32 protein-coding genes are annotated in these 19,744 nt (G+C 46.9%); 12 read left to right on the top strand and 20 right to left on the bottom strand.

Translation table 11 applies throughout. The features are described from left to right. Positions 1–31: 31 nt before the first annotated feature. On the bottom strand, positions 32–382 hold the full coding sequence (locus DR864_RS27425) for a helix-turn-helix domain-containing protein (RefSeq protein WP_114069964.1): 351 nt from the start codon (positions 380–382) through the stop codon (positions 32–34). A gap of 91 nt (positions 383–473) precedes the next feature. Between DR864_RS27425 and DR864_RS27420 the strand changes: the two genes are divergently transcribed. The 9 genes from DR864_RS27420 (at position 474) to DR864_RS27390 (ending at position 4,276) form a co-directional block, all read left to right on the top strand. Continuing rightward, positions 474–752: a hypothetical protein gene (locus tag DR864_RS27420; protein WP_114069963.1), complete on the top strand. Its 279-nt coding sequence runs from the start codon at positions 474–476 to the stop codon at positions 750–752. Beyond that, the gene (locus tag DR864_RS27415) at positions 749–1,090 is read left to right on the top strand and encodes a helix-turn-helix domain-containing protein (RefSeq protein ID WP_114069962.1); all 342 of its coding nucleotides are present in this window, start codon (positions 749–751) and stop codon (positions 1,088–1,090) included. The genes DR864_RS27420 and DR864_RS27415 overlap by 4 nt, the downstream gene beginning before the upstream one ends. Before the next feature lie 3 nt (positions 1,091–1,093). Further along, positions 1,094–1,249, top strand: a complete 156-nt coding sequence (locus DR864_RS29975) for a hypothetical protein (protein WP_162794183.1) — start codon at positions 1,094–1,096, stop codon at positions 1,247–1,249. Further along, positions 1,243–1,371: a hypothetical protein gene (locus tag DR864_RS30405; RefSeq protein WP_262510922.1), complete on the top strand. Its 129-nt coding sequence runs from the start codon at positions 1,243–1,245 to the stop codon at positions 1,369–1,371. Before DR864_RS29975 ends, DR864_RS30405 begins: the two co-directional genes overlap by 7 nt. Then, a complete protein-coding gene (locus tag DR864_RS27410) occupies positions 1,368–1,580 on the top strand; it encodes a hypothetical protein (RefSeq protein WP_114069961.1) in 213 nt (70 codons plus the stop codon). The genes DR864_RS30405 and DR864_RS27410 overlap by 4 nt, the downstream gene beginning before the upstream one ends. Before the next feature lie 209 nt (positions 1,581–1,789). Continuing rightward, positions 1,790–3,157 carry a hypothetical protein gene (locus DR864_RS27405; RefSeq protein WP_114069960.1) on the top strand — a complete coding sequence of 456 codons (1,368 nt, stop codon included), beginning with the start codon at positions 1,790–1,792 and terminating at the stop codon, positions 3,155–3,157. An 11-nt stretch (positions 3,158–3,168) separates the two neighbouring features. Next, positions 3,169–3,429 carry a hypothetical protein gene (locus DR864_RS27400; RefSeq protein WP_114069959.1) on the top strand — a complete coding sequence of 87 codons (261 nt, stop codon included), beginning with the start codon at positions 3,169–3,171 and terminating at the stop codon, positions 3,427–3,429. Continuing rightward, a complete protein-coding gene (locus DR864_RS27395) occupies positions 3,419–3,874 on the top strand; it encodes a hypothetical protein (protein ID WP_114069958.1) in 456 nt (151 codons plus the stop codon). The genes DR864_RS27400 and DR864_RS27395 overlap by 11 nt, the downstream gene beginning before the upstream one ends. Positions 3,875–3,886: 12 nt before the next feature. Next, a complete protein-coding gene (locus DR864_RS27390; RefSeq protein ID WP_114069957.1) occupies positions 3,887–4,276 on the top strand; it encodes a hypothetical protein in 390 nt (129 codons plus the stop codon). A gap of 203 nt (positions 4,277–4,479) precedes the next feature. Here DR864_RS27390 and DR864_RS27385 read toward each other — a convergent pair whose 3' ends face one another. The 3 genes from DR864_RS27385 to DR864_RS27375 form a co-directional block, all read right to left on the bottom strand. Continuing rightward, a complete protein-coding gene (locus DR864_RS27385) occupies positions 4,480–4,743 on the bottom strand; it encodes a hypothetical protein (protein WP_114069956.1) in 264 nt (87 codons plus the stop codon). Between the two features lie 162 nt (positions 4,744–4,905). Beyond that, positions 4,906–6,210 (bottom strand): hypothetical protein, encoded by a 1,305-nt coding sequence (locus tag DR864_RS27380; protein WP_114069955.1) that lies wholly within the window; start codon positions 6,208–6,210, stop codon positions 4,906–4,908. Positions 6,211–6,358: 148 nt separating this feature from the next. Then, the gene (locus DR864_RS27375; protein ID WP_114069954.1) at positions 6,359–7,180 is read right to left on the bottom strand and encodes a toll/interleukin-1 receptor domain-containing protein; all 822 of its coding nucleotides are present in this window, start codon (positions 7,178–7,180) and stop codon (positions 6,359–6,361) included. A gap of 362 nt (positions 7,181–7,542) precedes the next feature. Here DR864_RS27375 and DR864_RS29970 point away from each other — a divergent pair, with 362 nt between their 5' ends. Together DR864_RS29970 and DR864_RS27370 are read left to right on the top strand one after the other, a co-directional pair. Then, complete coding sequence (locus DR864_RS29970) at positions 7,543–7,701, top strand: hypothetical protein (protein ID WP_162794181.1); 159 nt, start codon at positions 7,543–7,545, stop codon at positions 7,699–7,701. Between the two features lie 108 nt (positions 7,702–7,809). Next, positions 7,810–8,427 carry a hypothetical protein gene (locus DR864_RS27370; protein ID WP_114069953.1) on the top strand — a complete coding sequence of 206 codons (618 nt, stop codon included), beginning with the start codon at positions 7,810–7,812 and terminating at the stop codon, positions 8,425–8,427. Positions 8,428–8,477: 50 nt separating this feature from the next. Here the strand turns inward: DR864_RS27370 and DR864_RS27365 are convergent, their stop codons facing one another. After that, positions 8,478–9,275 carry a DNA adenine methylase gene (locus DR864_RS27365; RefSeq protein WP_114069952.1) on the bottom strand — a complete coding sequence of 266 codons (798 nt, stop codon included), beginning with the start codon at positions 9,273–9,275 and terminating at the stop codon, positions 8,478–8,480. A 374-nt stretch (positions 9,276–9,649) separates the two neighbouring features. Between DR864_RS27365 and DR864_RS27355 the strand changes: the two genes are divergently transcribed. Continuing rightward, the gene (locus DR864_RS27355) at positions 9,650–9,949 is read left to right on the top strand and encodes a hypothetical protein (protein ID WP_114069950.1); all 300 of its coding nucleotides are present in this window, start codon (positions 9,650–9,652) and stop codon (positions 9,947–9,949) included. 177 nt (positions 9,950–10,126) lie between these two features. Here DR864_RS27355 and DR864_RS27350 read toward each other — a convergent pair whose 3' ends face one another. The 15 genes from DR864_RS27350 to DR864_RS27285 form a co-directional block, all read right to left on the bottom strand. Then, positions 10,127–11,638 carry a hypothetical protein gene (locus DR864_RS27350; protein WP_114069949.1) on the bottom strand — a complete coding sequence of 504 codons (1,512 nt, stop codon included), beginning with the start codon at positions 11,636–11,638 and terminating at the stop codon, positions 10,127–10,129. Continuing rightward, positions 11,622–12,245 carry a hypothetical protein gene (locus tag DR864_RS27345; protein WP_114069948.1) on the bottom strand — a complete coding sequence of 208 codons (624 nt, stop codon included), beginning with the start codon at positions 12,243–12,245 and terminating at the stop codon, positions 11,622–11,624. The genes DR864_RS27350 and DR864_RS27345 overlap by 17 nt, the downstream gene beginning before the upstream one ends. Further along, complete coding sequence (locus DR864_RS27340) at positions 12,229–12,633, bottom strand: hypothetical protein (protein ID WP_114069947.1); 405 nt, start codon at positions 12,631–12,633, stop codon at positions 12,229–12,231. Before DR864_RS27340 ends, DR864_RS27345 begins: the two co-directional genes overlap by 17 nt. Positions 12,634–12,671: 38 nt before the next feature. Further along, the gene (locus DR864_RS27335; RefSeq protein WP_114069946.1) at positions 12,672–13,028 is read right to left on the bottom strand and encodes a hypothetical protein; all 357 of its coding nucleotides are present in this window, start codon (positions 13,026–13,028) and stop codon (positions 12,672–12,674) included. Beyond that, a complete protein-coding gene (locus DR864_RS27330; protein ID WP_114069945.1) occupies positions 13,028–13,231 on the bottom strand; it encodes a hypothetical protein in 204 nt (67 codons plus the stop codon). The genes DR864_RS27335 and DR864_RS27330 overlap by 1 nt, the downstream gene beginning before the upstream one ends. A 62-nt stretch (positions 13,232–13,293) precedes the next feature. Further along, positions 13,294–13,941, bottom strand: a complete 648-nt coding sequence (locus DR864_RS27325) for a hypothetical protein (protein ID WP_114069944.1) — start codon at positions 13,939–13,941, stop codon at positions 13,294–13,296. A gap of 84 nt (positions 13,942–14,025) precedes the next feature. Then, complete coding sequence (locus DR864_RS27320; protein ID WP_162794179.1) at positions 14,026–14,991, bottom strand: hypothetical protein; 966 nt, start codon at positions 14,989–14,991, stop codon at positions 14,026–14,028. A gap of 98 nt (positions 14,992–15,089) precedes the next feature. Beyond that, on the bottom strand, positions 15,090–15,617 hold the full coding sequence (locus tag DR864_RS27315) for a hypothetical protein (RefSeq protein ID WP_114069942.1): 528 nt from the start codon (positions 15,615–15,617) through the stop codon (positions 15,090–15,092). Between the two features lie 27 nt (positions 15,618–15,644). After that, entirely contained in the window at positions 15,645–16,466 is an 822-nt protein-coding gene (locus tag DR864_RS27310; RefSeq protein WP_114069941.1) for a S49 family peptidase, read from the bottom strand. 130 nt (positions 16,467–16,596) lie between these two features. Beyond that, on the bottom strand, positions 16,597–16,971 hold the full coding sequence (locus DR864_RS27305) for a DUF1353 domain-containing protein (protein WP_162794178.1): 375 nt from the start codon (positions 16,969–16,971) through the stop codon (positions 16,597–16,599). Further along, positions 16,928–17,137 carry a hypothetical protein gene (locus DR864_RS29965; RefSeq protein WP_162794175.1) on the bottom strand — a complete coding sequence of 70 codons (210 nt, stop codon included), beginning with the start codon at positions 17,135–17,137 and terminating at the stop codon, positions 16,928–16,930. Before DR864_RS29965 ends, DR864_RS27305 begins: the two co-directional genes overlap by 44 nt. Further along, positions 17,124–17,450: a hypothetical protein gene (locus tag DR864_RS27300; protein ID WP_114069939.1), complete on the bottom strand. Its 327-nt coding sequence runs from the start codon at positions 17,448–17,450 to the stop codon at positions 17,124–17,126. The genes DR864_RS29965 and DR864_RS27300 overlap by 14 nt, the downstream gene beginning before the upstream one ends. Positions 17,451–17,467: 17 nt before the next feature. Next, on the bottom strand, positions 17,468–18,517 hold the full coding sequence (locus DR864_RS27295; protein ID WP_114069938.1) for a hypothetical protein: 1,050 nt from the start codon (positions 18,515–18,517) through the stop codon (positions 17,468–17,470). Positions 18,518–18,520: 3 nt separating this feature from the next. After that, a complete protein-coding gene (locus DR864_RS27290; protein ID WP_114069937.1) occupies positions 18,521–19,066 on the bottom strand; it encodes a hypothetical protein in 546 nt (181 codons plus the stop codon). 190 nt (positions 19,067–19,256) lie between these two features. Further along, positions 19,257–19,730 carry a hypothetical protein gene (locus DR864_RS27285; RefSeq protein WP_114069936.1) on the bottom strand — a complete coding sequence of 158 codons (474 nt, stop codon included), beginning with the start codon at positions 19,728–19,730 and terminating at the stop codon, positions 19,257–19,259. Positions 19,731–19,744 lie beyond the last annotated feature (14 nt).

The raw sequence follows: 19,744 nt of genomic DNA, 5'->3' as shown, positions 1-19,744 counted from the left end.
GTAGGGATATTATTGTGCCTACCCCTAATTATTATTGCCCAGCAGGAACAATTGGATTATTTTTTAGCCTTTCGTTTTCACGGGTCTTGTACTCCAGAAGTTCTTGGGTGGTCTTGAGTAGCTGCTGTTCAAGCTCACGAATCCTATCATCTTTGCTTTGTTCTTCAGAAGCCTTTTGGATGATTTCTTCAACAAAAAGTTCATTTACCGAAACTCCGAGTACTTCCGCCAATTGCGTTAATCTTTTCCCCTTAGGTATAGCCCCGTTTTTTAACCAATCTGACACAGAGGGCTGCTTAATCCCCAACAATCCTGCTAAATCGCTCTGATTCAAGTTTTTAGCAGCCATCAATCTCCTTAAATTTTTCGAAAAGGTATTCATTGGTAAAAAAATATAAGTTTTACCTTGATTTTATAGGTTTAACCTATATATATTTGTCACGTCATTTTAACATTGTGCAATATACGATACTATGGAAGTCATCGCAAAAAGTATTGAGCAAACGGCATTGAAGCCCATACAGGATAGGCTGGTAGATCGCTTCATCTATGCCCGCGATAAAGTAGGAGCCGATTGGCGCAAGCAGCTATCGGAAGCGGATGCGTTTTTTAATACCAAAGTGGGTGCCGATTGGATGCATGGCGCGGCCTCGGCGGTATCTTCTACTCGCAGAGCCAGCGCCGACCGCCTAGAGCGCGTAGTACTCGCCCTGGAGAAACTTGCCGGTATCCAAAACCCTCCCATCGTATGAGCGCCGGCAACCTTACCCCCTCGCCTACCACCATTGCGCTGAGCCTGCCCCAAGACCAGCTCGAACTACTCCAAACCATACAGGAGCAAAACGACAAAATCTTGGCGGCAATGAACGCCTCCGTATGGCTCAGCGAAGAAGAAGCCGCCGACCGTCTCAAAGTAAGTGTGAGCACGCTCCGCAAATGGCGCGCCGATGGCTGGCTCAGCTACCACAAAATAGAGAAAGTGGTGCTCTTTCAGGCGGCTGAGCTTGATGCTGAAGTAAAGGCCCGAGGCCTGGTGCAGGCTTCGCTCAGCCCGTTGATGAAAACCGCAACCAAACGCTCAAGAGCCTAGCCCATGAAAACGCTCACATACCGCCTCATCGGAACTGCGTACCCCATAGAAGGCCAACTGTTTGGCTCCGCCGCCACTGCAGCACGCGTGTATCAGATAGCGCGTGTGCATGGCGCACGGCTGGTTAGTTATTGTCTAACCCACTCACGGCCATGCTGAACCCCGAAGCTCGTTTTTGGCTGGAAGCCACTGCCATTTTCGGCCTGCTTTTTGGCCCGCCCGCCGCACTGGCCTATTGGATCATTAAAACCATCATTCGCTCAAAGACCTCAAAACCATGAAAGATCATCCTGATGCAATGCTCATGATTCGCTATCTCCAGACCATGATTCGTATCGCCGATACAGGCTCTACTTTAGAAGCAAAAGCCCTAAAATACGCCTCCGAAAACGTAGATGCACATGTCAAGGGCCATGCCGATATGAAAGATGTGTTTGAAGAAGTCATTCAACGCTACCCTCAACCCGCCGCCGTGCAGTCAGAACCATGAACAGCGACATCCTCATTTGGCTCATACTCTTTACGGTCATGTGGCCATGGCTCACCCGAACCGAGCCTTACAAGTCAAAACACAAGCCATAAAATCACCGCCCGGACATTCATTAGTAGGTTAGAGTAAAGGGTTTAGGAATGGACATACTCCCCCGGCCGTTTGGCCGGAGTGAGTGTCCGGCGGGAAAAATCAAATAAATACCAAAAATGCTAATCACAGATCGCCCCATATACAAGCGTATAGCGCGGCACGTTAGGGACTTCAACGAAGCCCAAGACACCAAGGCGCATCAGATCACCAAAAGCAGGTATGCCGCCCTGCGCACCATTGCTGAGCTGTATATCAACGAAACCCGCCGCGTGGTAGCTCTCCCCGGCTGGGCAGATTCTGACCAGCTCCCCACCATCCGTACCAACCGCACGGAGCTATCCAAGCTCATCAAGTGCTCGGGCAGGAGTGTCTATAACCATATTCAGCTGCTTATTCGGGCGGGGATATTGGTCAAAGACCTCCACGGCCGCCAAAACGACTTTGAGCTACAGCTGCACCCGTGGTTTGTTTTTGGTGATAATTTTCAGGCGCCGACCATCCAAAATCTGCAAAAATTTGTGGCTACCACCAAGCCCCTTCCCCTGCATGGGTGGCAAAATTTGCCGCCTATAAGTTCCTATGAAACACAGGAAAGTTCTATAATCTCTACTAATAGCGGTGTGGAAACTGTGGATTTGGTGGATAAGTCAGATTTTCGGGCAAATGATCCACAGTTACCACGTTGTGATAGTGATAACACAGGAAACACAGGAAAGGAAGTCAGCAACACCCCACCTCAGGGCAAGTTTCCTGAGACTTCCAATGACACAGGAAAAACTGGGGGCGCGCCGGCCAGCCCGCGTACCTTAGGCGACCGCGCCGCCGAGCGCCTAGGCATACCCCGACACGATAAGGAAGGCAGAACGGGAGCCACCACCGGCGGAGTAAGACCCGCCGAGGCTCCCACTAGCCCACCTGATGAGCTCAAAACCAAGAAAATGGAGCTCACCCAAGCCCTCTGGGAGTACATTCAGCCCCAAATGTGGCCCGATGAGTACTTCTCACCGCAGCATACCTCCCGCATCTTGAACTTACTCTGGAGAGATGTATTTGGTCACTTCAACCACGTAGATACCATCCCTGCCGCCGTGGATGCCTACCAGCGCACCCTCCAGCAGCTAAATTTGGCCATAGCCTACGCCCGCAAAAACCACTGGACTGGCTTCTTACCACCTGTGTTGTATTTTAGCCGGGAGCAGTACCGCAAAGAAGTCAAAAACAACCAGCGCGGCTCCTTTTTCTGGGCCGCCAAGTGGCTCGAAGAAGCCGATTCCCGCCGCCAGCGCCGCATCCAGAATGACCACCTCACGCGGGCCATCCACTCTATCTTGGCAAAAAAAGCACCAAGGGGCCTCAAAGGCGGCGGAGTCATGACCCAAACGCAGCTCTATACCTACTGGCGCAACCGCCTAAGGCGCTTCAACAGCTCTGAGCTGCTCGACCGGTTTGACACTCAAGTGCTTACTCATTTCAAACCCTCATAACATTTACCACTATGGCACAAATGCCCGAATGGATTGTCAGCCAAGCAAAATTCAAAACGTGGATCTTGGGCAAGCAAGGCGAAACCACCGTCAAGTACTCCCTGCCCTACCGGTCGGAGATTACGGCCCTCAACAAGCTAAAAGGCATGCTCCTAGAGTGGAGGTCGTTTCAGGTACACTTGGCCATCTTCTACGACCGCGACCGCCGAGACGATGAAGGAGGTTTTCTCGAAATAGGCCGCTACGAAAACGGCCGTTTCCATGGCCTCTAAAACCAAAAGCTCCTACGCACTGGCATGCGTAGGAGCCCAAACGGATCTCCGTCAACGCTCAAATTTCTACAAAATGAATACCATCACCTTGGCAGAGCTCAATAGAAGCATTTTAATTGAACCCATCAGCATCAAGCTCTACCCCATAGAAGCGGTTTTGCTACGGGATTACCTCATCGATATCTGCCTAAATGTAAAGAAGCTTCAGGGAGCGGCTTCCAACTCCCACCTGATATTGGCGGAATGGTACGCGTATAAGTTTGGGGCCCGCAGCCTCCGGATAGAGTACGGCTCGGCCAAAATCCCCAAGTCAGTAGAAATCCCCCTGAGCGTAGCGCGTATCCTGGTCACGGAAATGACCAACACCGTCATCCCTGCCCAGCTCCAGATCGTGCTCGGGCAGATCCACCGACAACTCACTAATCGTAATTTTTTACCACTTTAAACTATTTTCCCAATGGCAAACAACGTCAAGTACACCCGCATTGAGTATTCCAAGACCTTCTCGTTGGGCAACTACGAAAACGAAAAAATCGGCCTCATCGCCGAAGTACCCGAAGGCACCGACATGCTCCAAGCCATGAACGAAATCCGCGACAACGTAGAGGCCGTTCACCACTATCGCCGCGATCTGAAGGCCTTCAATCAGGCTCAGCACATCGTCAACAATCCACAGGATCATCTCGGCCGCGAGGTTACCCGCGCAGAGCAAGCAGTAGAGTCATTTTATCAGAAGTACCCCTTCCACCGCCCCAGTGCTCCCGTGGAGGAAGTGCTCCAGCTGGAGGGAGTTCCCAGCGTTGAGCATAAAGACCACAAAGAAGATCACGTCAATCACCCATATTAATAACCAAGCGTGGCCAGCGATGAGCTGGCCACGCCAAATACTATTCTAATGATACAACCCTATGCAATGCTGTATTTTATTGGGTATCTATGCAACAAAGCCTTATTAAGTCCTTTTGATATTTAGTCCAAAAACTCGCAGGTGATATTTCATTGCAAGCAGTTGTCAATACTGTCAAATTAAATAAGATAAATTTGATAATCTCATTCAATAGTCGTTTTATTTTGTTGCTTTTTAATCCATCGACTTCCATAAATCCAAAGGGCTATTGTTACACTAAAATGAAATATCCAATACGCAAAATTTCCTGTAACTAGTCCTATTTGATATGTGTCAAATTTTCCTGTAAAAATTTTGAAGAACCCAAAGATAGCCGCAAAAAGTTGAGGAAGCTGTCCAACTATTGCAAGAGTCAATATAAAAGCTAGAACTATAAAAATGTATCCGAATATTTTCTTTGTTGTCATTGTCTGTATCGTTTTTTTAAGGTTGCTCTTAACGTTTTGCAGCTACCCAAAGGGGGCGATTTCGAAGCAATTCACTATCAACCAAGCACAAACTTTGATAGATGCACAAAGCTTGATTTAACCACTGAACCGCCGCTTTTGGGTAGGTGCAGTTAGCATTTGTTATTTTAATATTTCATATCCAAGATTATTCCATTTTATGATATCAGTCATTGTCTTTTGCCCGTTAATCAATTTCGCCAACTCTTCATAAGTCTTGTTTTCTTCAGTAAACTCTTGTAGATGAATAAATCGTCTATGATTTGCTCCAATTCCACTAAATGGAATTGGAAAAAACCTATGCCATATAATGTTAGACCTTGGCATAGTAAACATCCATCCACCTGATTTTGGAAATAACTTATTAAAACTTTCAAAGGCATTTGGTATTTCTTCTACTGGAATACCAGTATTTTCAGAAATGTAAGAATACTCTTTATCTTTCAAATCTGTTAAAATAAATCCACCCATTACATAGGTAAAGAATTGCCAAAACACTGGATATCGGTGAAAAAAGGGTTCTTTTACTAAGACTTCAAGTCCAGACTTAATTGTTTGCGGTATACTTAAGTAGTCCAAACTTTCTGAAAATTTATCTTCCCAAAATGTTCCTTTGTGGTTCCTTAGTAGATGTTCTGTACAAGATTTCAAAATGGTCAAACGAGCCATATGTTCAATATAAAGAGCAATTTGAAGTGGTGAATTCTCTGCTTTATAAAAGAGTGATTTAAAACACTCACTTGATAATTCTTCTACCCCTTCATCATATTCTCCGGATTCAAGCTCATGGCAAATCTTGGCAGTTATGTTTTTGTATTTAATATATGTTTCGAATAGTTGTTTAATACGTCTAACAGGACTATTGGAGAAAAAAGTACCGCTATTAATTTTGAAAAAGTAGTCGTCAAGATTTTTAAAACCTTCATTTTCTGGGTATTTCTTCTTTAAGTCTTTAATTTGTTTTAGTAGTTTTCTTTCTAGTAAATACGAGAATCTTAGGGTTTCAATTTCCTTTTCCTCAGCGGGTTGATGTAGAAACTTACCTAAACATTCATTAGTCTTAGAAAGGTCTGAGTTGTCGATAAGTTCAATAGATAAATCAGATGCTTTTCTTTTAAAATAGTCAACAGAGTCTTTAGTTCTTTTAATGATAAATAATCCATCTTCCATTTTGAGATAGACCAACCATCCCTTGACCTTGAAAATCTCACTAAATCCCCAATTACCCGACTTAATCTCTACAAGTTTTCGAGTAACATTATCTCTGTCGAAATCTGTAAATATTATGTCTAATTCTAGAATTTCTTCTGTTTCTCTATATATTATTGATTTCTCAACATAAAGTCCACCGCTTTGAAAGTATGCGCAGATGTAATCTTCGTAGTCTTTCTCGATTGGGTTACTTTCTAATGTTATTGCTGTGCTCATTTATAGTAGATGCTACTGTTTTGCCGCTTTGAGAAGAAGGGGATTTACAGCATTAAGCTTCATTAATATATACAAACCTTGGATTTTGCACTTAACTGTAATAGAAGCACTAGGCACCCGCTTTTGCAAAACAGCGTTTAGGTGTTTGTTATTTCTTCTCATCACTTTCAATTAAGTATTTCTCATTGAAGAATTTTTCGTTCCGAATCATAAATCTTTCATAAAGCTCTGGAGAATCTAACTCCATACAAAGTCTTTTTATCGACATTCTCATTTCTTCAAAAAATATCATTGATTCTTTTCCACCAGATATTTTCATCATACGATACTGCATTTCTTGTATAATTTCCAAAAGTCTATGTACGGTTTCTCTAGAAACTTCACCTTGTCTCGGCAGTCTCTTGGCATTCATTCTAGTAAGTTCTAAAACTTCCTCTAATATTTCTCTTTCACTTCTCAAATTATCTTCGCCTTCATTAACGTGTGAACTTAAAATGTCGTTTATTTTAGTCTCCAATTTAGGCCACCACATCTCAAAAACGTCATTCAAAACAGCAGATTCAAGTTTTGATTCTCCACCAGTATTATTAATGGTTGTCAAAAGCTTCTTGAAATCGGTTTTGTCAAATTTTGTTGCTTGAAAACTGGTTAAAGGTCCTGTAAAGTCAACACTATCTAGGTTGAATAAAATTGTGCAGACATTTGCCTTTCCAAAATTCTTCGAAAGGGCTCCCGCTTCAAAAAGTATCCAAGGTTTATTTAAGTTGTCTTTTGTCAAACAAATTATTCCAGCATTTGAACTTTCCAACTCAGATGCAATTTCTGTGGACCAACGTGTTCCTTTTTCGATATCATTTGGTGTGAAGTAGGGTTTAACAAATTGTAAGACCCCAGGAAGCCAAAGTCTAACTTCCTCTGCCAATTTTTTACTTAGTTCTCCACTCCAACTGATAAATACTTTTGATGCCATAATGTTTCTATTTTGTTTCGTTCTTTTTATGTAATGATGCCTACATCATCATGGCGTATATAACACCAAAACGGAGGATAACCGCCATTTAACTTAACAGTGGAGAACCTCGTTTTTTTTATCTATAATAAAGGCAAACATTCATTTTTTCTACGTCAATTCCACAAAATAGTTATCAAACGGTATCTGAAGTGTTCAGAATGGGATACAATAAGTCTAATTAAGCCTATTTTTCTTGGCCCCTCCCGCAGCTTGAGGGAAGAAGCTCACTCCCCCAAAAAAGAGCGAATAAACATGGGAAAGGACTTGCTTGTGGCGAGAAGTTGTGCGTTGTTTGTCCTACCAAAAAAACGCACAAAGACATGAAAATAAGCAACTTAACTACCACCGAAAGCCTCGTAAACCGCGCATTTGAAACCACAGGCCGCAGCCTTCGAGTCAGGCATCAAACACGCATTCAGGGTGAGCTTCAAGCAGGGCCGCCCATTCCATTAAGAGAAAATTATACATACCCTGAGTAATAAAAACTACCCAAGCGGGGTTCATTATTTAACCCATGACCGTACAGAGGAGCCATCAGGTGCTTAGTTCTGTAAAACGGGAAAAATTAATCATTGAAAAATAATACCATGAAACCTTCTAAAACAACCTCGACATTCGTGCTGAGTTGGGTCTGTGTTCTTTGTCTGGTGGGGTGCAAAAAAGAGAAGGAAGAAGAAGCGGAACCTATACCACGCAATTTCTCTCAAATTTTCATGGATGGCAAACCTTGGAATCAAACATTATCTAACGGGGTTGTTGTAGCCACACGTACAGTTTGTGCCTCATGCTGGATGGCGCCCTTAGATACACTCTACAAAAATTACTTTACATTGTCCATTTCTCATTTTTATGACCTAGAAGAGTACAAAAAGTATCCCTTTGAGAGTATTTATCTTGGTGCAATTCCGATCAGAACGGGAGAATATAAATTCGCAGAGGTTTTTAAAACTCCCTGCCGTCCTGATACGATTCCGCAGGCTATATTTTTTACAAGTGAATTTGACACAGGAAAAGATACATACCACATTCTTCCCAGTGAGAAGCAATACATTCGGGTGACCAAGGTAGATAAGGCTACAGGGTATGTAGAAGGGGATTTTATGTTGACCTTTATACGTGTTGCTAAAACGAAGGATTCTACTTCTCCCGATACACTTCGCATTCAACCCTCTCGTTTTTCTGCTTTTATTGGATCAAACCAATAAGCGGGTTGCGAGATTACTAACAAGGCCTCCGATATGGAGGCCTTGTTAATTTAATAATTCCAAGTAAGGCATTCAATCTTCTTTTTGGCCTCCTTTCGTCGTCCATCCACAGCCAGAGTTTTCTCGTGGTCTTCCACCTTCCAGCCGCAGCGCTTCCGATAATCGGCCAAGATTTTTTCAGGATAGCTTGAGAGTAGGAATTTTCCCTGCATCGATGCGCAGGCCTCCAGCAACTGTCGAAAATTTTCTTCAGTATAGCCCGCATAATTGCCTTGGTTTGAACTCACATACGGCGGGTCCAGATAAAAGAACGTGTCGGGCGTGTCGTAGGCTTTAATTACCTTCAGTACATCGTAACACTCAATGGTCACCTTTTTCATGCGTAGCTGGAAGGCATCCGTGAAGGCATTCTTCTTGTTATGGAGTTTCAGTGCGCACTTGCCGCTTCGATCGTAGCCAAACCCGCTCCCAATCTGGGAGCCAAATGACATGTTTGCCTGAACCCATACCGCCCAAGCCATGGCCAATGGGTCTTTGACTAGCTCCTTTCCAGCATCGTATTCCTCGCCCGAGTCTTTATGCTGCGCTCTGGAATGGAATGTTTCATCAACTTTCTCTCTCAAATCGGCAAAATCGTACTTCAATGCTCGATAAAAGGTCATCAGGCGGTGGCTAATATCATTTACAACCTCCGCTTCGGAAGGCACTTTGGCAAAAAACACGGCACCGCCACCAAAAAATGGCTCGACATACAGCTTGTGCTGAGGAGGGATTTTGGGGAGGATGGCATTCAGCATTTGTTGCTTACCGCCGTAATAAGTAATTGGAGTTTTAAGCTCTGGTTTCATAGCTGTGGTTTTGTTGTATATCCAGCCACGAAAATCCCCTACAAACTTTCACCGCAAAAGGACAAAAAAACGCCCGTTTTTCAGGCTAAAAATTGTACGTTTGTATCACTGCGGACCCAGCAGAATAAAAACGGATTAAAATATGCAAAATGAATTCGCACGCGGGAAGGAGCTTGGGAGAAAGCACTTGGCCGCAATCATGCAGAGGGGAACGAAATGGCAGAACCGCCACATTCCCATCTACATAAGAGAAAATCTGTTGTTCCCTTTTTTCATAACAGAGTTTGGTAATGAAGAGCATCTGTATGTAATTCAGGCCCCTGTCAATGATTCAGAAAAGGTGCATTTTCTTCACTTCGCGCGGCGTCCACGCGATGAAAGTAATCCCCAAATTCCTAATCACTCATAATGAAGGCGCTTCACCAGGCATAACCTACATTGTACATACTCAATATCCTGCGTTCGTTGCAACAATACACCGTTTCAACGATTTAACTGCACTTGAGCAATTTACTGACACGGTTAACCATACCAATTTCTTTTACCTGAAAGATCTCCTGATTTGCCTTGAAGTCGTGCATTTTTTGAATGAGTTTTCACAAGTCCCTGACCGCTTTAGTTATACGCTAAAACGTGCTTTGAATTGGTACATTCATTCTCAAAATGAAGCCTGATTATTAGGCAGTTAAAAAAGTTGCACCCTTTTTCGAAAATCACCACTGACAACCGCCAGATAGACAGTGCGTTGTCAGTGGTGATTATAATTTTTGCCACAGAAATCCCTCTCTGAAGCCCGCCCTTTAACATTTTGGAAATTTCCATTTTGGAATTGGCGAATATCTGAAAGGGCTTTACATGAACTCCATATCGAAAGATCCGTAAGCGTAAGCAAGGTGTGGCTTCGATATGTAGACCGCATAGTAGTCGACGGTGTCACTGAGGTGAGTGGCGTTCTCTTGGTTGGTGGTTGCTTTCTTCTCACTGCCCTTGTCCTTGTTGTAGTCGCCTGTGATGGGGGCCATCTGTATGGACGTGGTGGTACTACGGCCATACGTCTTACTGAAGCGGAACACCGTAGGTACTACATCACTGTCCTCTGATAGTATATCCTTCATTAGGGTATATACCTCATCTTTAGGTGGGTTATAATTAATGGGCACTACTACTACATCCCACCCATGGTCGGAGAATTCTTCCCCAAATTGACTGAAAAAAGTCTCCCAACTACCATCCGCTTTTTTTACCGAACCCGCCGATTTATTGTTCCCGTTACGGTCACCCGTTATGATTATACGTCTTTTACGGTGCTTCCTTCTTTCGAGCTCTTTGCGTAGTTGGATGGCCAACGTTTGGGCCATGGTCTTGTCATTATCGGGCTCTTTCACAAACTGGTCAAACGCCATCCTGTGCAGGTGGGTGTTTGGGTTATGCTGCCAGTTGGTACAGCTCGTAAAGTGCGCATTAAAATCCACTACCGTAACCAGCTCCTGGTTGGGGTCATAAAGCTCCTCCTCATCCAAATCAGTATGGCGCTCATAATCAAAGGCAGGATAATAGCAGTTTGGAAGGCGGGAAATTCGCTTTCCATTCACCTCCACTTCGTATTCAATCTTCAGGAGTTTTTTCTTGAGGTTTTCAATAAAATTGGGCGGCAAAAACAGCACATTATCCCGGGTCGTTATCGTCGTAAAATAATAACGGTCACTTTCGGAGGCCATTAATTTTTCGATTTCATACATCCAGTCGCCGCCGCTCCCGTAAGATGGGCTGGAAAAAAAAGCGAAAAGATGGTGCCAGTTAGATTCAAACTTTCCAACGTTGGCCCGCAGGCGTCCCTCCAAAATCTTCAGCCATTCCCTTTTAAATAAAAGCGCCTCATCCATAAAGGCAAAATCATCGTTTCTCCCCCGGTGCAAATCTGCGTTCAGTTTGTAGCCGCAGACCTCCATCACCCACCCGTTGGGAAACGAAATACAGTTTTCCCAATCGTCAGGCTCTTGCCATGGGCGGTCCCAATCGGGCGGCGGTTCTTTCCATAGGCAATAATCGCCCTCTCCCGTGGCGAAGTTGTACGGTATGAGGTTAAAATGCTCACGCCATACCGACTTCACCCCCGGAAAAATACTCCGCTTAAACTGCTTCACCGTATTACAGGCAAATTGCCCCTTAGCCATCGGCAAATCCTCCTTGGAGCAAAGGATAGCGAAGCCCATCACAAACGACTTCCCCGATCCAATCCCGCCCACGATCCCCGCCGTCTTTACGCCTTTTGCGGTGAGGTTATAAAATACCCCTTCGATGAAGTCCGCCTGCTTGTCATTCAGTTCAAACTCCACCGTATCATCGTCAATCCAGTTGCTCATATTCGGCCTCCTCGTCTATTTGGTCCTTCGTTACATTCCCATTCACCACCGTCGTTCTGCGTTTTACCACGATTTTCGTCGGCTTTTTCTTATCACCTACCATGCGCGAGGTATCATAAGCGCCGTCGATGGTCGCCGCTTCTTTCATCAGGCCTCGGTATTCCTTCAGGAGCATGGCCACTTCTTTGATGGTAGAGGTGTCGATGTTCATCTTTACGCCCAAAAAATCCATGTCCTCACTCAGTGGGGCCCCAATAAGCTCACCGATTTTTTCCATCACCATCTTGGCCGCGCCTCTAAACTGCTCGGCATAAATGTACTTGATGCCGTCGCGGTTGCGCAGCTGGCGCAGCTCCGCAAACACCTCATAACTCATCGCCAATATCTCGCGGGCCCGGCGCTCCATCACCTTGCTCGTGGGGTGGTTCTTGAGCATCCTGATCACTTCCGTATCCGAGTAGCCATCTTTAAGCCACGCCCGGCAAATGTCCAGCTTTTCAAAAGTCTCCTCCTGCGTGGGCGTGAGTTCATCCCCGTTTAGCAGGTGCTTTCGATAAACGTCCATTTCTTGGTAGACTTTCTCAAGGTATTTATTGTGTTGTCTCATACTTAATTCTGGTGATTTGAGCCTGTAAATCCATTTTATGGGCCTTCATGCGGGCCAATTCCTCCTCCCATGCGGAGGCTTTTTTGTGGTCTGGGTTATCGGCGAGCTTCTTGGTATATTTCACTATGTTGACGTTGATGCGCTGAAGCTCCACGCGCAGCTCCGCTTCCGAGCCCGATACTTCAGGGGAAATTTTCTTGGGTTGCGCCTCCGGAAACCGCCCAAACTTCTGAAAATGCTCCACCCTCAGCCTGATTGCCTTCCAGCCTTTGCGCAGGTCCAGGATCTTCTCGATGATGGGCTTCACCCCCGCCACGTCATCATCCCTGAAAGTGTGCAGCTCATTCGATAAAAGAGCAGCTTCCTGATGCAGGCGGTCGGCCTGCACAAGAAGCTGCTCGTACTCGTTTAGAGCCAGATTAGTTGCTACTCCGTCTCGTTTTTTTTTGCGTCTTCTTCGGCATTTGCCGCGTTTTCAGCTGGTTTTTCGTCAGCACCTTCAGCCTTCTGATCAGCGCTGGCCTCACCCTTTTCTTCGGGTTTTTCTGGCTCAGGCTGCTTCTTTACAGGAGCTTTCGTTTCCTTTTTGGGCGCAGCTTTTGGCTCTGCTTTTTTAGGGTCATTTGCTGGCTCTTTCACCGGCTCGGCTACTTCTTCACCTTTGGCGGCTTCGAGCGCTTCTTTGGCCTGCTTAAGTAAGGCGGCCGTCACTTCGCTGCCGATGGCATCATGACGCATCTGCGCCAGCTGCACATTTCCTTCCAGTCGTTGGATATGTTCCATTAAGATTTTAAATTTTTAGGTTTGACTTCCGTTTCCACTACGGCAGCGGGCTCCGCCTTGGCTTCAAAAAAAGCCTGGTAGTTTTCCCCCAAACCATACACCCACTCCAGATCGCTCTGGGGAGTGTCAGGGGTCAGTACCACCGATTTATCTTTGCCAGCCACTACCTTGGTGCCGACAAAAGCCTTTTTTACTTTGAGCATGATTTAACAGAAAAAAAGCGCAGTTTGGCCCGTTTTCACCACCAAACTGCGCCTAAGTGAAATTATACAAGCGCCTCCACCAAGAAGGTCACGTCGTCGGCCATTGGCACGGGCATCGTAGTGAGTCCGTCGTTTTTCGCACGGATTGTAATATCCTTACGAGCATTCCCTTTTTCAGGAGAAGCACCCACCGCCTCGAGCATGAAGGGCACGTATTTCTGGCCAAGGTAGTAGCGAGAGCCATCATTGCCTTCAATGACCAGATTGACCGGTACTTCATACAGGCGTGTCACAAACTTTACATTATCCTTGTTGACACCCAATATCTTAAACTCAAAACCCTGCGTAAAGCCCGCCCCGGGTTTCATCTCAAAATCCCACTTCGTCGTATCATACCAAGCTTCCACTTCAATCGCCTTTTTGGTGGCTTTTAAAGGGATAGCCCCTACGCCTGCCAGCTCTCCATTCGTCACCAGCATATCGTAGTTGACGGGTTCGCTCTCAAGGTCATCCGTAAAAATGATATAAAGGCGCTTCGAGCCTCCAAGCTCCGGCTTCTGGTACTTACGCTTCACCCCCACCAACGCCGTAAAGGCCAACGTCGGAGCCGTCAGGCCCAAGCCCGTCTCATCACCCAACACGTCGGTACCAACCACGTAGGCCAACACCATGGCCAAGGCTAATCCTAAAAAAATCCCTAATTTTTTCATTGCGGTCAATAATTGATTGTTAAAAAAAAGTGTAAAAACTGAGTGGGCATTGCGCCCACCCTACTTTGTGTTTTGCCCCGATGATTAGTCAGTGCGGGTGTTCATAAACAGATACTTCCCTACGCCGTAGTTCACATCCGCCGAAAACATAAAGTTGGTTTCCCAGCCCTTCACGTTCTCGACCATCTTGGCGTTGAAATTCTGGTAGTTTTCGTTCAACACGAAAAACAAGTTCTTCGGCAAGCTGATAAACATGAAGCGCTTGTTGCTAAGGCCAAGCTCAATCTTGATGCTGATGTTAGGAAAATCATCCAACACCGTCGGCTGCTCACTCAATGAAATCGTGTTGGGCGATTTAGCTCTACGGGTTTCTTTATACAATCGGTAAGTCACTGGCGACATGTAGATCTTCATTGGCCGCCCCGCAATATCCGGATTAAGCTCCGTAAGCTGCGCCAGCGCATTGGCCTGATCGTACACATCCGCATCAAACTCCACCCCCGTCAGTGCATTGGTCAGGATGTTACCCGTAGGGATATCACCACCCACGCCACGCCCTTCGGCAAACTTGTACAAAAGACCGTTCATCACCGTCAACGAACCACTTCCAGCAGGGTTTTTCACGCCTCTGAAAGTAGAGTTGTACGCCAAATCACGCCCCGCTTTGTTCAAAATCTGCTCCGCAAAAAACAACGGCCACGGGTTAGCGATCAAATCGTTCAGGTTCTTGAAGCCAATCACGTTTTTGAGATACGTGCGGTAAAAATTGATCAGGTCGCTCCGACGAAGCGACAAGTCAATGTCGATGTCGTTAAAAGTCGGCAAACGAGCCCCAAACTTTACGGCATCCGCCGAAGGATCAAAATCATCGCTGGCCACGCGCATGATGTCCATTACTTCCATCGACAGCAGCGGTGTGCGGTCGTCCTGCTCACGCACTTCAAAATCATCACGGATTTTCCCCCAGCCATCGGCCAAGTAAGTGTTCATGATTTCGGGCGTGTTGCTGATGGTTTCAGCAAGCTCAGTAGGCAAGTTGTCAAACTTCACTGAGTTAACTAGGTTGTTAGCTATAAGGCTCATTTTTTTTAAATCTTACCGCCCTTGCGGCTGTTAATAGGTGAAAAATTGAAACGTTTTAAGCACGCTTAGCCTTGAGGGTTGTTGCGCTTCCAGATCTCGGCGGCCACGCCCATCGGCGAGTCGGCGGCTACATTGGCCAATGACTGCTGGCCACGACTGGAGGCATCGGCTCCCGGTAGCGCCACGCCCGCATTCTGGGCCGTCTTAAAATAACTTTCGTACGTCGCCTGCTTCGTGGCTATGCCGTCCACTTTCTGCGTCAACGCCTGGACTGCCCCCATCAGCGCCTGCATAGGGTCAGCGCTCTGAGTGGGAGCCGCTTCAGCCGCCGCCTGTGGAGCGGGTGCCGCAGAAGTAGTCGGAGCGGGTGGGGTTGCAGTTTGGGCCGCAGTTTGGGCTGCTGCTGTTGTGCCTACACCAGCCACCGCGCCAATGCCCGTCGTCGCCTGCACTGCCTCTAGCGTCTCCTCCTGCGAGAGCGTCGCTGCTTTGTGCGTCAGCTCGGTGTATTCTTCAGGTGTTAGGGCCTCCGAGATTTTTTTGTGTAGGCCTCCAAACATCACTTCCAAAACAGACTTCTTGTTCTTATTCATGGTTTTATAATAAAAATTGGTGATTGCTTATTTTGTGCCTTTGGCAAGTGTGGCCACTCGGTTGATGGCCTGCGCCAAGCTGCCCGTGCGGTCGGCCAAGCCCACCGCTATGGCGTCTTTCGGGCCAAACATCTTACCAGTCAGGGCCTCCGATTTTACCTTGCCCATGCGGCCGCGCTTTACGATGCCCTCAAACTCCTTCTGAGCCGCATCTACCACCGCCTGAAGCTCCGCCCGGGCTTCGGTGGTGAGCTCTTCCAGTGGGTTGATTCGGGCTTTATCTGGCGATTTTTGCGCCCGGATTATCTCCCACTTGATACCCTGTTGCTTGAGGCTTTCGGCATAGTTTTGATAAAACAGGATCGTACCCACACTCCCCATTTGGGAGGTGCTGCTGTCTTCCATCCATTGCTCATCGGCATGGGCCGTTACGAGTACCCCCGCGCTGGCGCAGTAGTTGGTCCAGTTCAGAATAGGTTTGGGGAAATTCTCCACGGCCGCCGCCAAGATGGGCGCGCCATCGGCTGTGCCGCCACCGGTGTTGGTTTTCAGTACAGCTCCTACGTACCGCTCGTCCTGAGCGGCACTGTTGAGCAGCGCCGCCAGCCACTCATAGCCGGGCGTGTAGTATCCTGCCCGTGAGAGCGGCCCCTCGATGGGCAACACCAGTACTTTTTGGTTGGTCGAATAATACTCCGTAAAGTACTGATTCCAGGACTGCTCCCGGGTCAATCCCTGAAGCACCAGTCCCGTCACCCGCAGCGGGTCGGCCCAAGTCGGTCCCTGCCCCGCCACACTGTTAAAGCTCTGTAGGTGTTCTCCGATTACATGCGCAATAATTGGTTTCATTCTCGTAATAAAATTTCACGCTACGAAGATGAAGCCCCATTTTCCAAGCTAAAAGGACGAAAAAAGCCCAACCGCATCGCAGTCAGGCTTTCTGTTATGTTTACCCCGCAGCGGCGGACCGCCACCAAAATCAGTTCTTCCAATTCACCCACCCAAACGCCCTCACGTAGCCATACATTATCCAAACCTGCCAAGCTGGCACATTGCATTGCTTGAGCAACTCTCGCCAAAACAAATCCACCTCCCTGCGCGTAGCCTTCACTGGCTTATGCTCGTACAAATAATCATGCACCACGCAGGCATTGGCGGTACGTCCATGTGGCGGTATCAACCAAAAGAACAACTGCGGCACACTGGCAAAGTCAGAGACGTACCCCGCAGGAATCATAAACCGCCCATAGTCATTCAACGAGCAGCGCACCCGCACTGGCTGCACTACTTCCCACCAATCCGATTTACCGCTATTGTGTTTTTTCAGAAGTATCTCCGGGTACCTCGTTGGCATTGTTTTCAGTAGTTTCAAGTTTAGCTTTCGCACGCTTTTCACCCTTTTCCAAAATAGTAGAAATTGAAAGCTGCTGACTAAGGGTACACTCTTGAAGAATAGCCCCCAACAATTGCTTTTCTTCAGGAGAAATTATGACTGTGGTACATTCTTTATTGTTCTCCATTTTCGATAGGGGGATTTATGGCCGTTAGGTTATCCCAGCCAGCCTGTTGAAAAAATTGATTAACGAAAGCCAGCGTTTCTTCCGAAACCTGTCCCGCTACAAACTCCGATATTTTTGCATATACCGAAAAGGGAATCGGAGCCAAACCACTCTCCCGAACTCGACCGTTCGCGTCTCGCAGCTCGTAGAAAATTTCTTGAAAAATCATCTTCGTCTCTGGCGCAACCTCTTTCGAGAATGGCGCTCCAGTGGTTCGGATATTGAGCGACACCACCGCTGGCATCACTACAGGAATGAGGTTAATTGTAGTCATAATGATAGAAAAAAGAATTAATGAAGGTTAGCCCATGCTCCAGCGGCATATACTCTAAGTTTTCCTAAGGTGGAATCATAGTAGGTATCACCATTTTCAGGAGAACTGGGAGCGGCCGAAAGCGGCACAAATCGAACCGCTCCCGTATCTTTGATGGTCATCCGATTAGCCCACCCTACACCTCCAATGAAATTCCAAAATGCTATTCCGCCCGTAGGAGTCATCTGCATGTTCATCGCATAAGTCGTACCGCCCGAGATATTTTGCTGATAGAAGGTGTTTGAAATCGTTGTCGACCCATTTTTTCGCAAATAAAACATCTCATCACTTGTCACGCCCAGACTCGAATACATCGCACCCATCACCTGAAATTTCCCCATTCCAATATCCGAGCCGCCCACGATAACATTGCCGTTACCGCGAATACGCATTAACTCATTAGAAGAAAGAGCCCCATTTCCAGCATAGAAGATATGGTCTGCGCCCAAAGTAGCGACTTGATACCGCATCACCGCCGAGTTGAGGCCAAAGCCGTAGAATTGATGGTCATTTTCTGCGTCAACCCAAAGGGATATTTTTTTATTCCCTAAGGTATTCCCTTGTCGAATATGACCATTCACAAACAGTGCAGAGCCGTAATTGGTACGGTCGGTACCAACACCTATGTGCAGATTTGCTGGCAACCAAGCGTTGCCACCCATTATTTGAAAGCGTTCTGTTCTGGCAACGCCATCTCGAAAGCTAAATTTTGTATTAGCAAAAACATCCCAAAATTCCATCTCTGGGGCCGCCCCGCCAACATTCACAGTTTTTACGGATGCCTCCAGATAATCGTTGGTCAATCCAAAGACAGCGCCGTTCGTACCCCACATTTCAAGACCTTTAGGGGTACTAAAGGTTTTTTTGGGTGACTTTAAAAAATCCAACCCAAATGTCTCATCTACCTTATTGTACGTTTCTTCCGATACCTTATAAAGCAATTCCCGTAGGGAGGTAGCCGAGTTCAACCGGTTATTACTCGTAAAAACATTGGCAGCTATCCAAGCTTTTAATTCTGTCAGTGTCATGGCTTATGCGTTAAAACTCAAATCAAACTCAATCGTAAACTCCGCCTCGCCCAGCGTTTCAAAATCGGCGCGGGTCATGGCGAGTGCCGGATGCCACGCCTGCCCGCTCAGGCTTATGCGTACATCATTGTGGTTGCCGCTGGCTCTGCCCCACGTGAGCAGGAGCGGCAGCTCAGGCGTACCCACTACCAACACCTCCTCTGTTTGGAGAGGTACCACCGCCACCCACCGTATCTGCGCGGCTGTCATCAGCCACGCCATCATCAGGCCGTCAGGTTTTATCAGCCGCGTCTCAATGGCGCTGGTGATCAGCCCACCGTCGTTGGTCCGAGTATAGCTTTCCGAAAAACTGCACTGCTTAGGCTTAAACTTCAGATCCGTACAGACCGTCCCCGCTTCCAGCTGCATATCATAGCCCGCTATGCTCCAGTTGCCGCCCATCGCCGCAGGCGGTACCATCACCAATTTATCAGCGGGTATCAATCGCAGCCCCACCGGATAATTGACAGCCATCATTTGCCCGTAGCCTCCCAGAGTCGTAGTTTCCATGCTACGAAAGTACAGCCCCGCGCCCCTTCTCAAAAGGACGGAATTTTAGCCTTTCAAGGCCGTTTCAGAAATTCAGAAATGGCCTTTTTTGGCGCAAAAAGGCACAAAAAAACCACCCAAACGGGTGGCCCTTTCTTGTTTTCTTTGGCCTTTCCTCAAAAAAAGTGGCCTTTTCTCGTTTTTATTGGCCCTATCCCGCAAAAATTTTCTGCCTTTTTTTAGAAATAGATTCCAGATAATCGCGGTAAATCTTGCGCATACTTTGCCAGTTTACATCGTTATCGATGTCAATGCCGTAGCGTTCCAAGAAGCACGTCACGTACGGCCCATAATCCCCGCCGATCAGTTCATGCTTGCCCCGTACTTCATTGATCAGCGCCGACCTAAACATCTCATCCAACTGCCGCGCCAAGCTATCCAGTTTATCGGGCGGCACATCATACACTTTCTCGTAGGTGGTGTACTGGATCGTCAGCAGGTTTTCTCCTTTCTTCACCTCCGGGTAAGTGTAGTTGTAAGGGATCGAGCGGCTGATGGCGTGAATCAGCCACCCCAGCTCTGATTTCTTATCTACTTTCACCACGCCCCTATCGTCGCAGCCGTATTCACCCTCAATAAATTTACGAACGTACACCGGTACTTTTAGTCTAACTCTTTTGACCATTTTTAAACGTATTT

This window comes from Runella rosea, from assembly GCF_003325355.1.
In the GTDB taxonomy this organism is placed as follows: domain Bacteria; phylum Bacteroidota; class Bacteroidia; order Cytophagales; family Spirosomataceae; genus Runella; species Runella rosea.
This window is presented reverse-complemented; position numbering and strand designations above follow the sequence as displayed.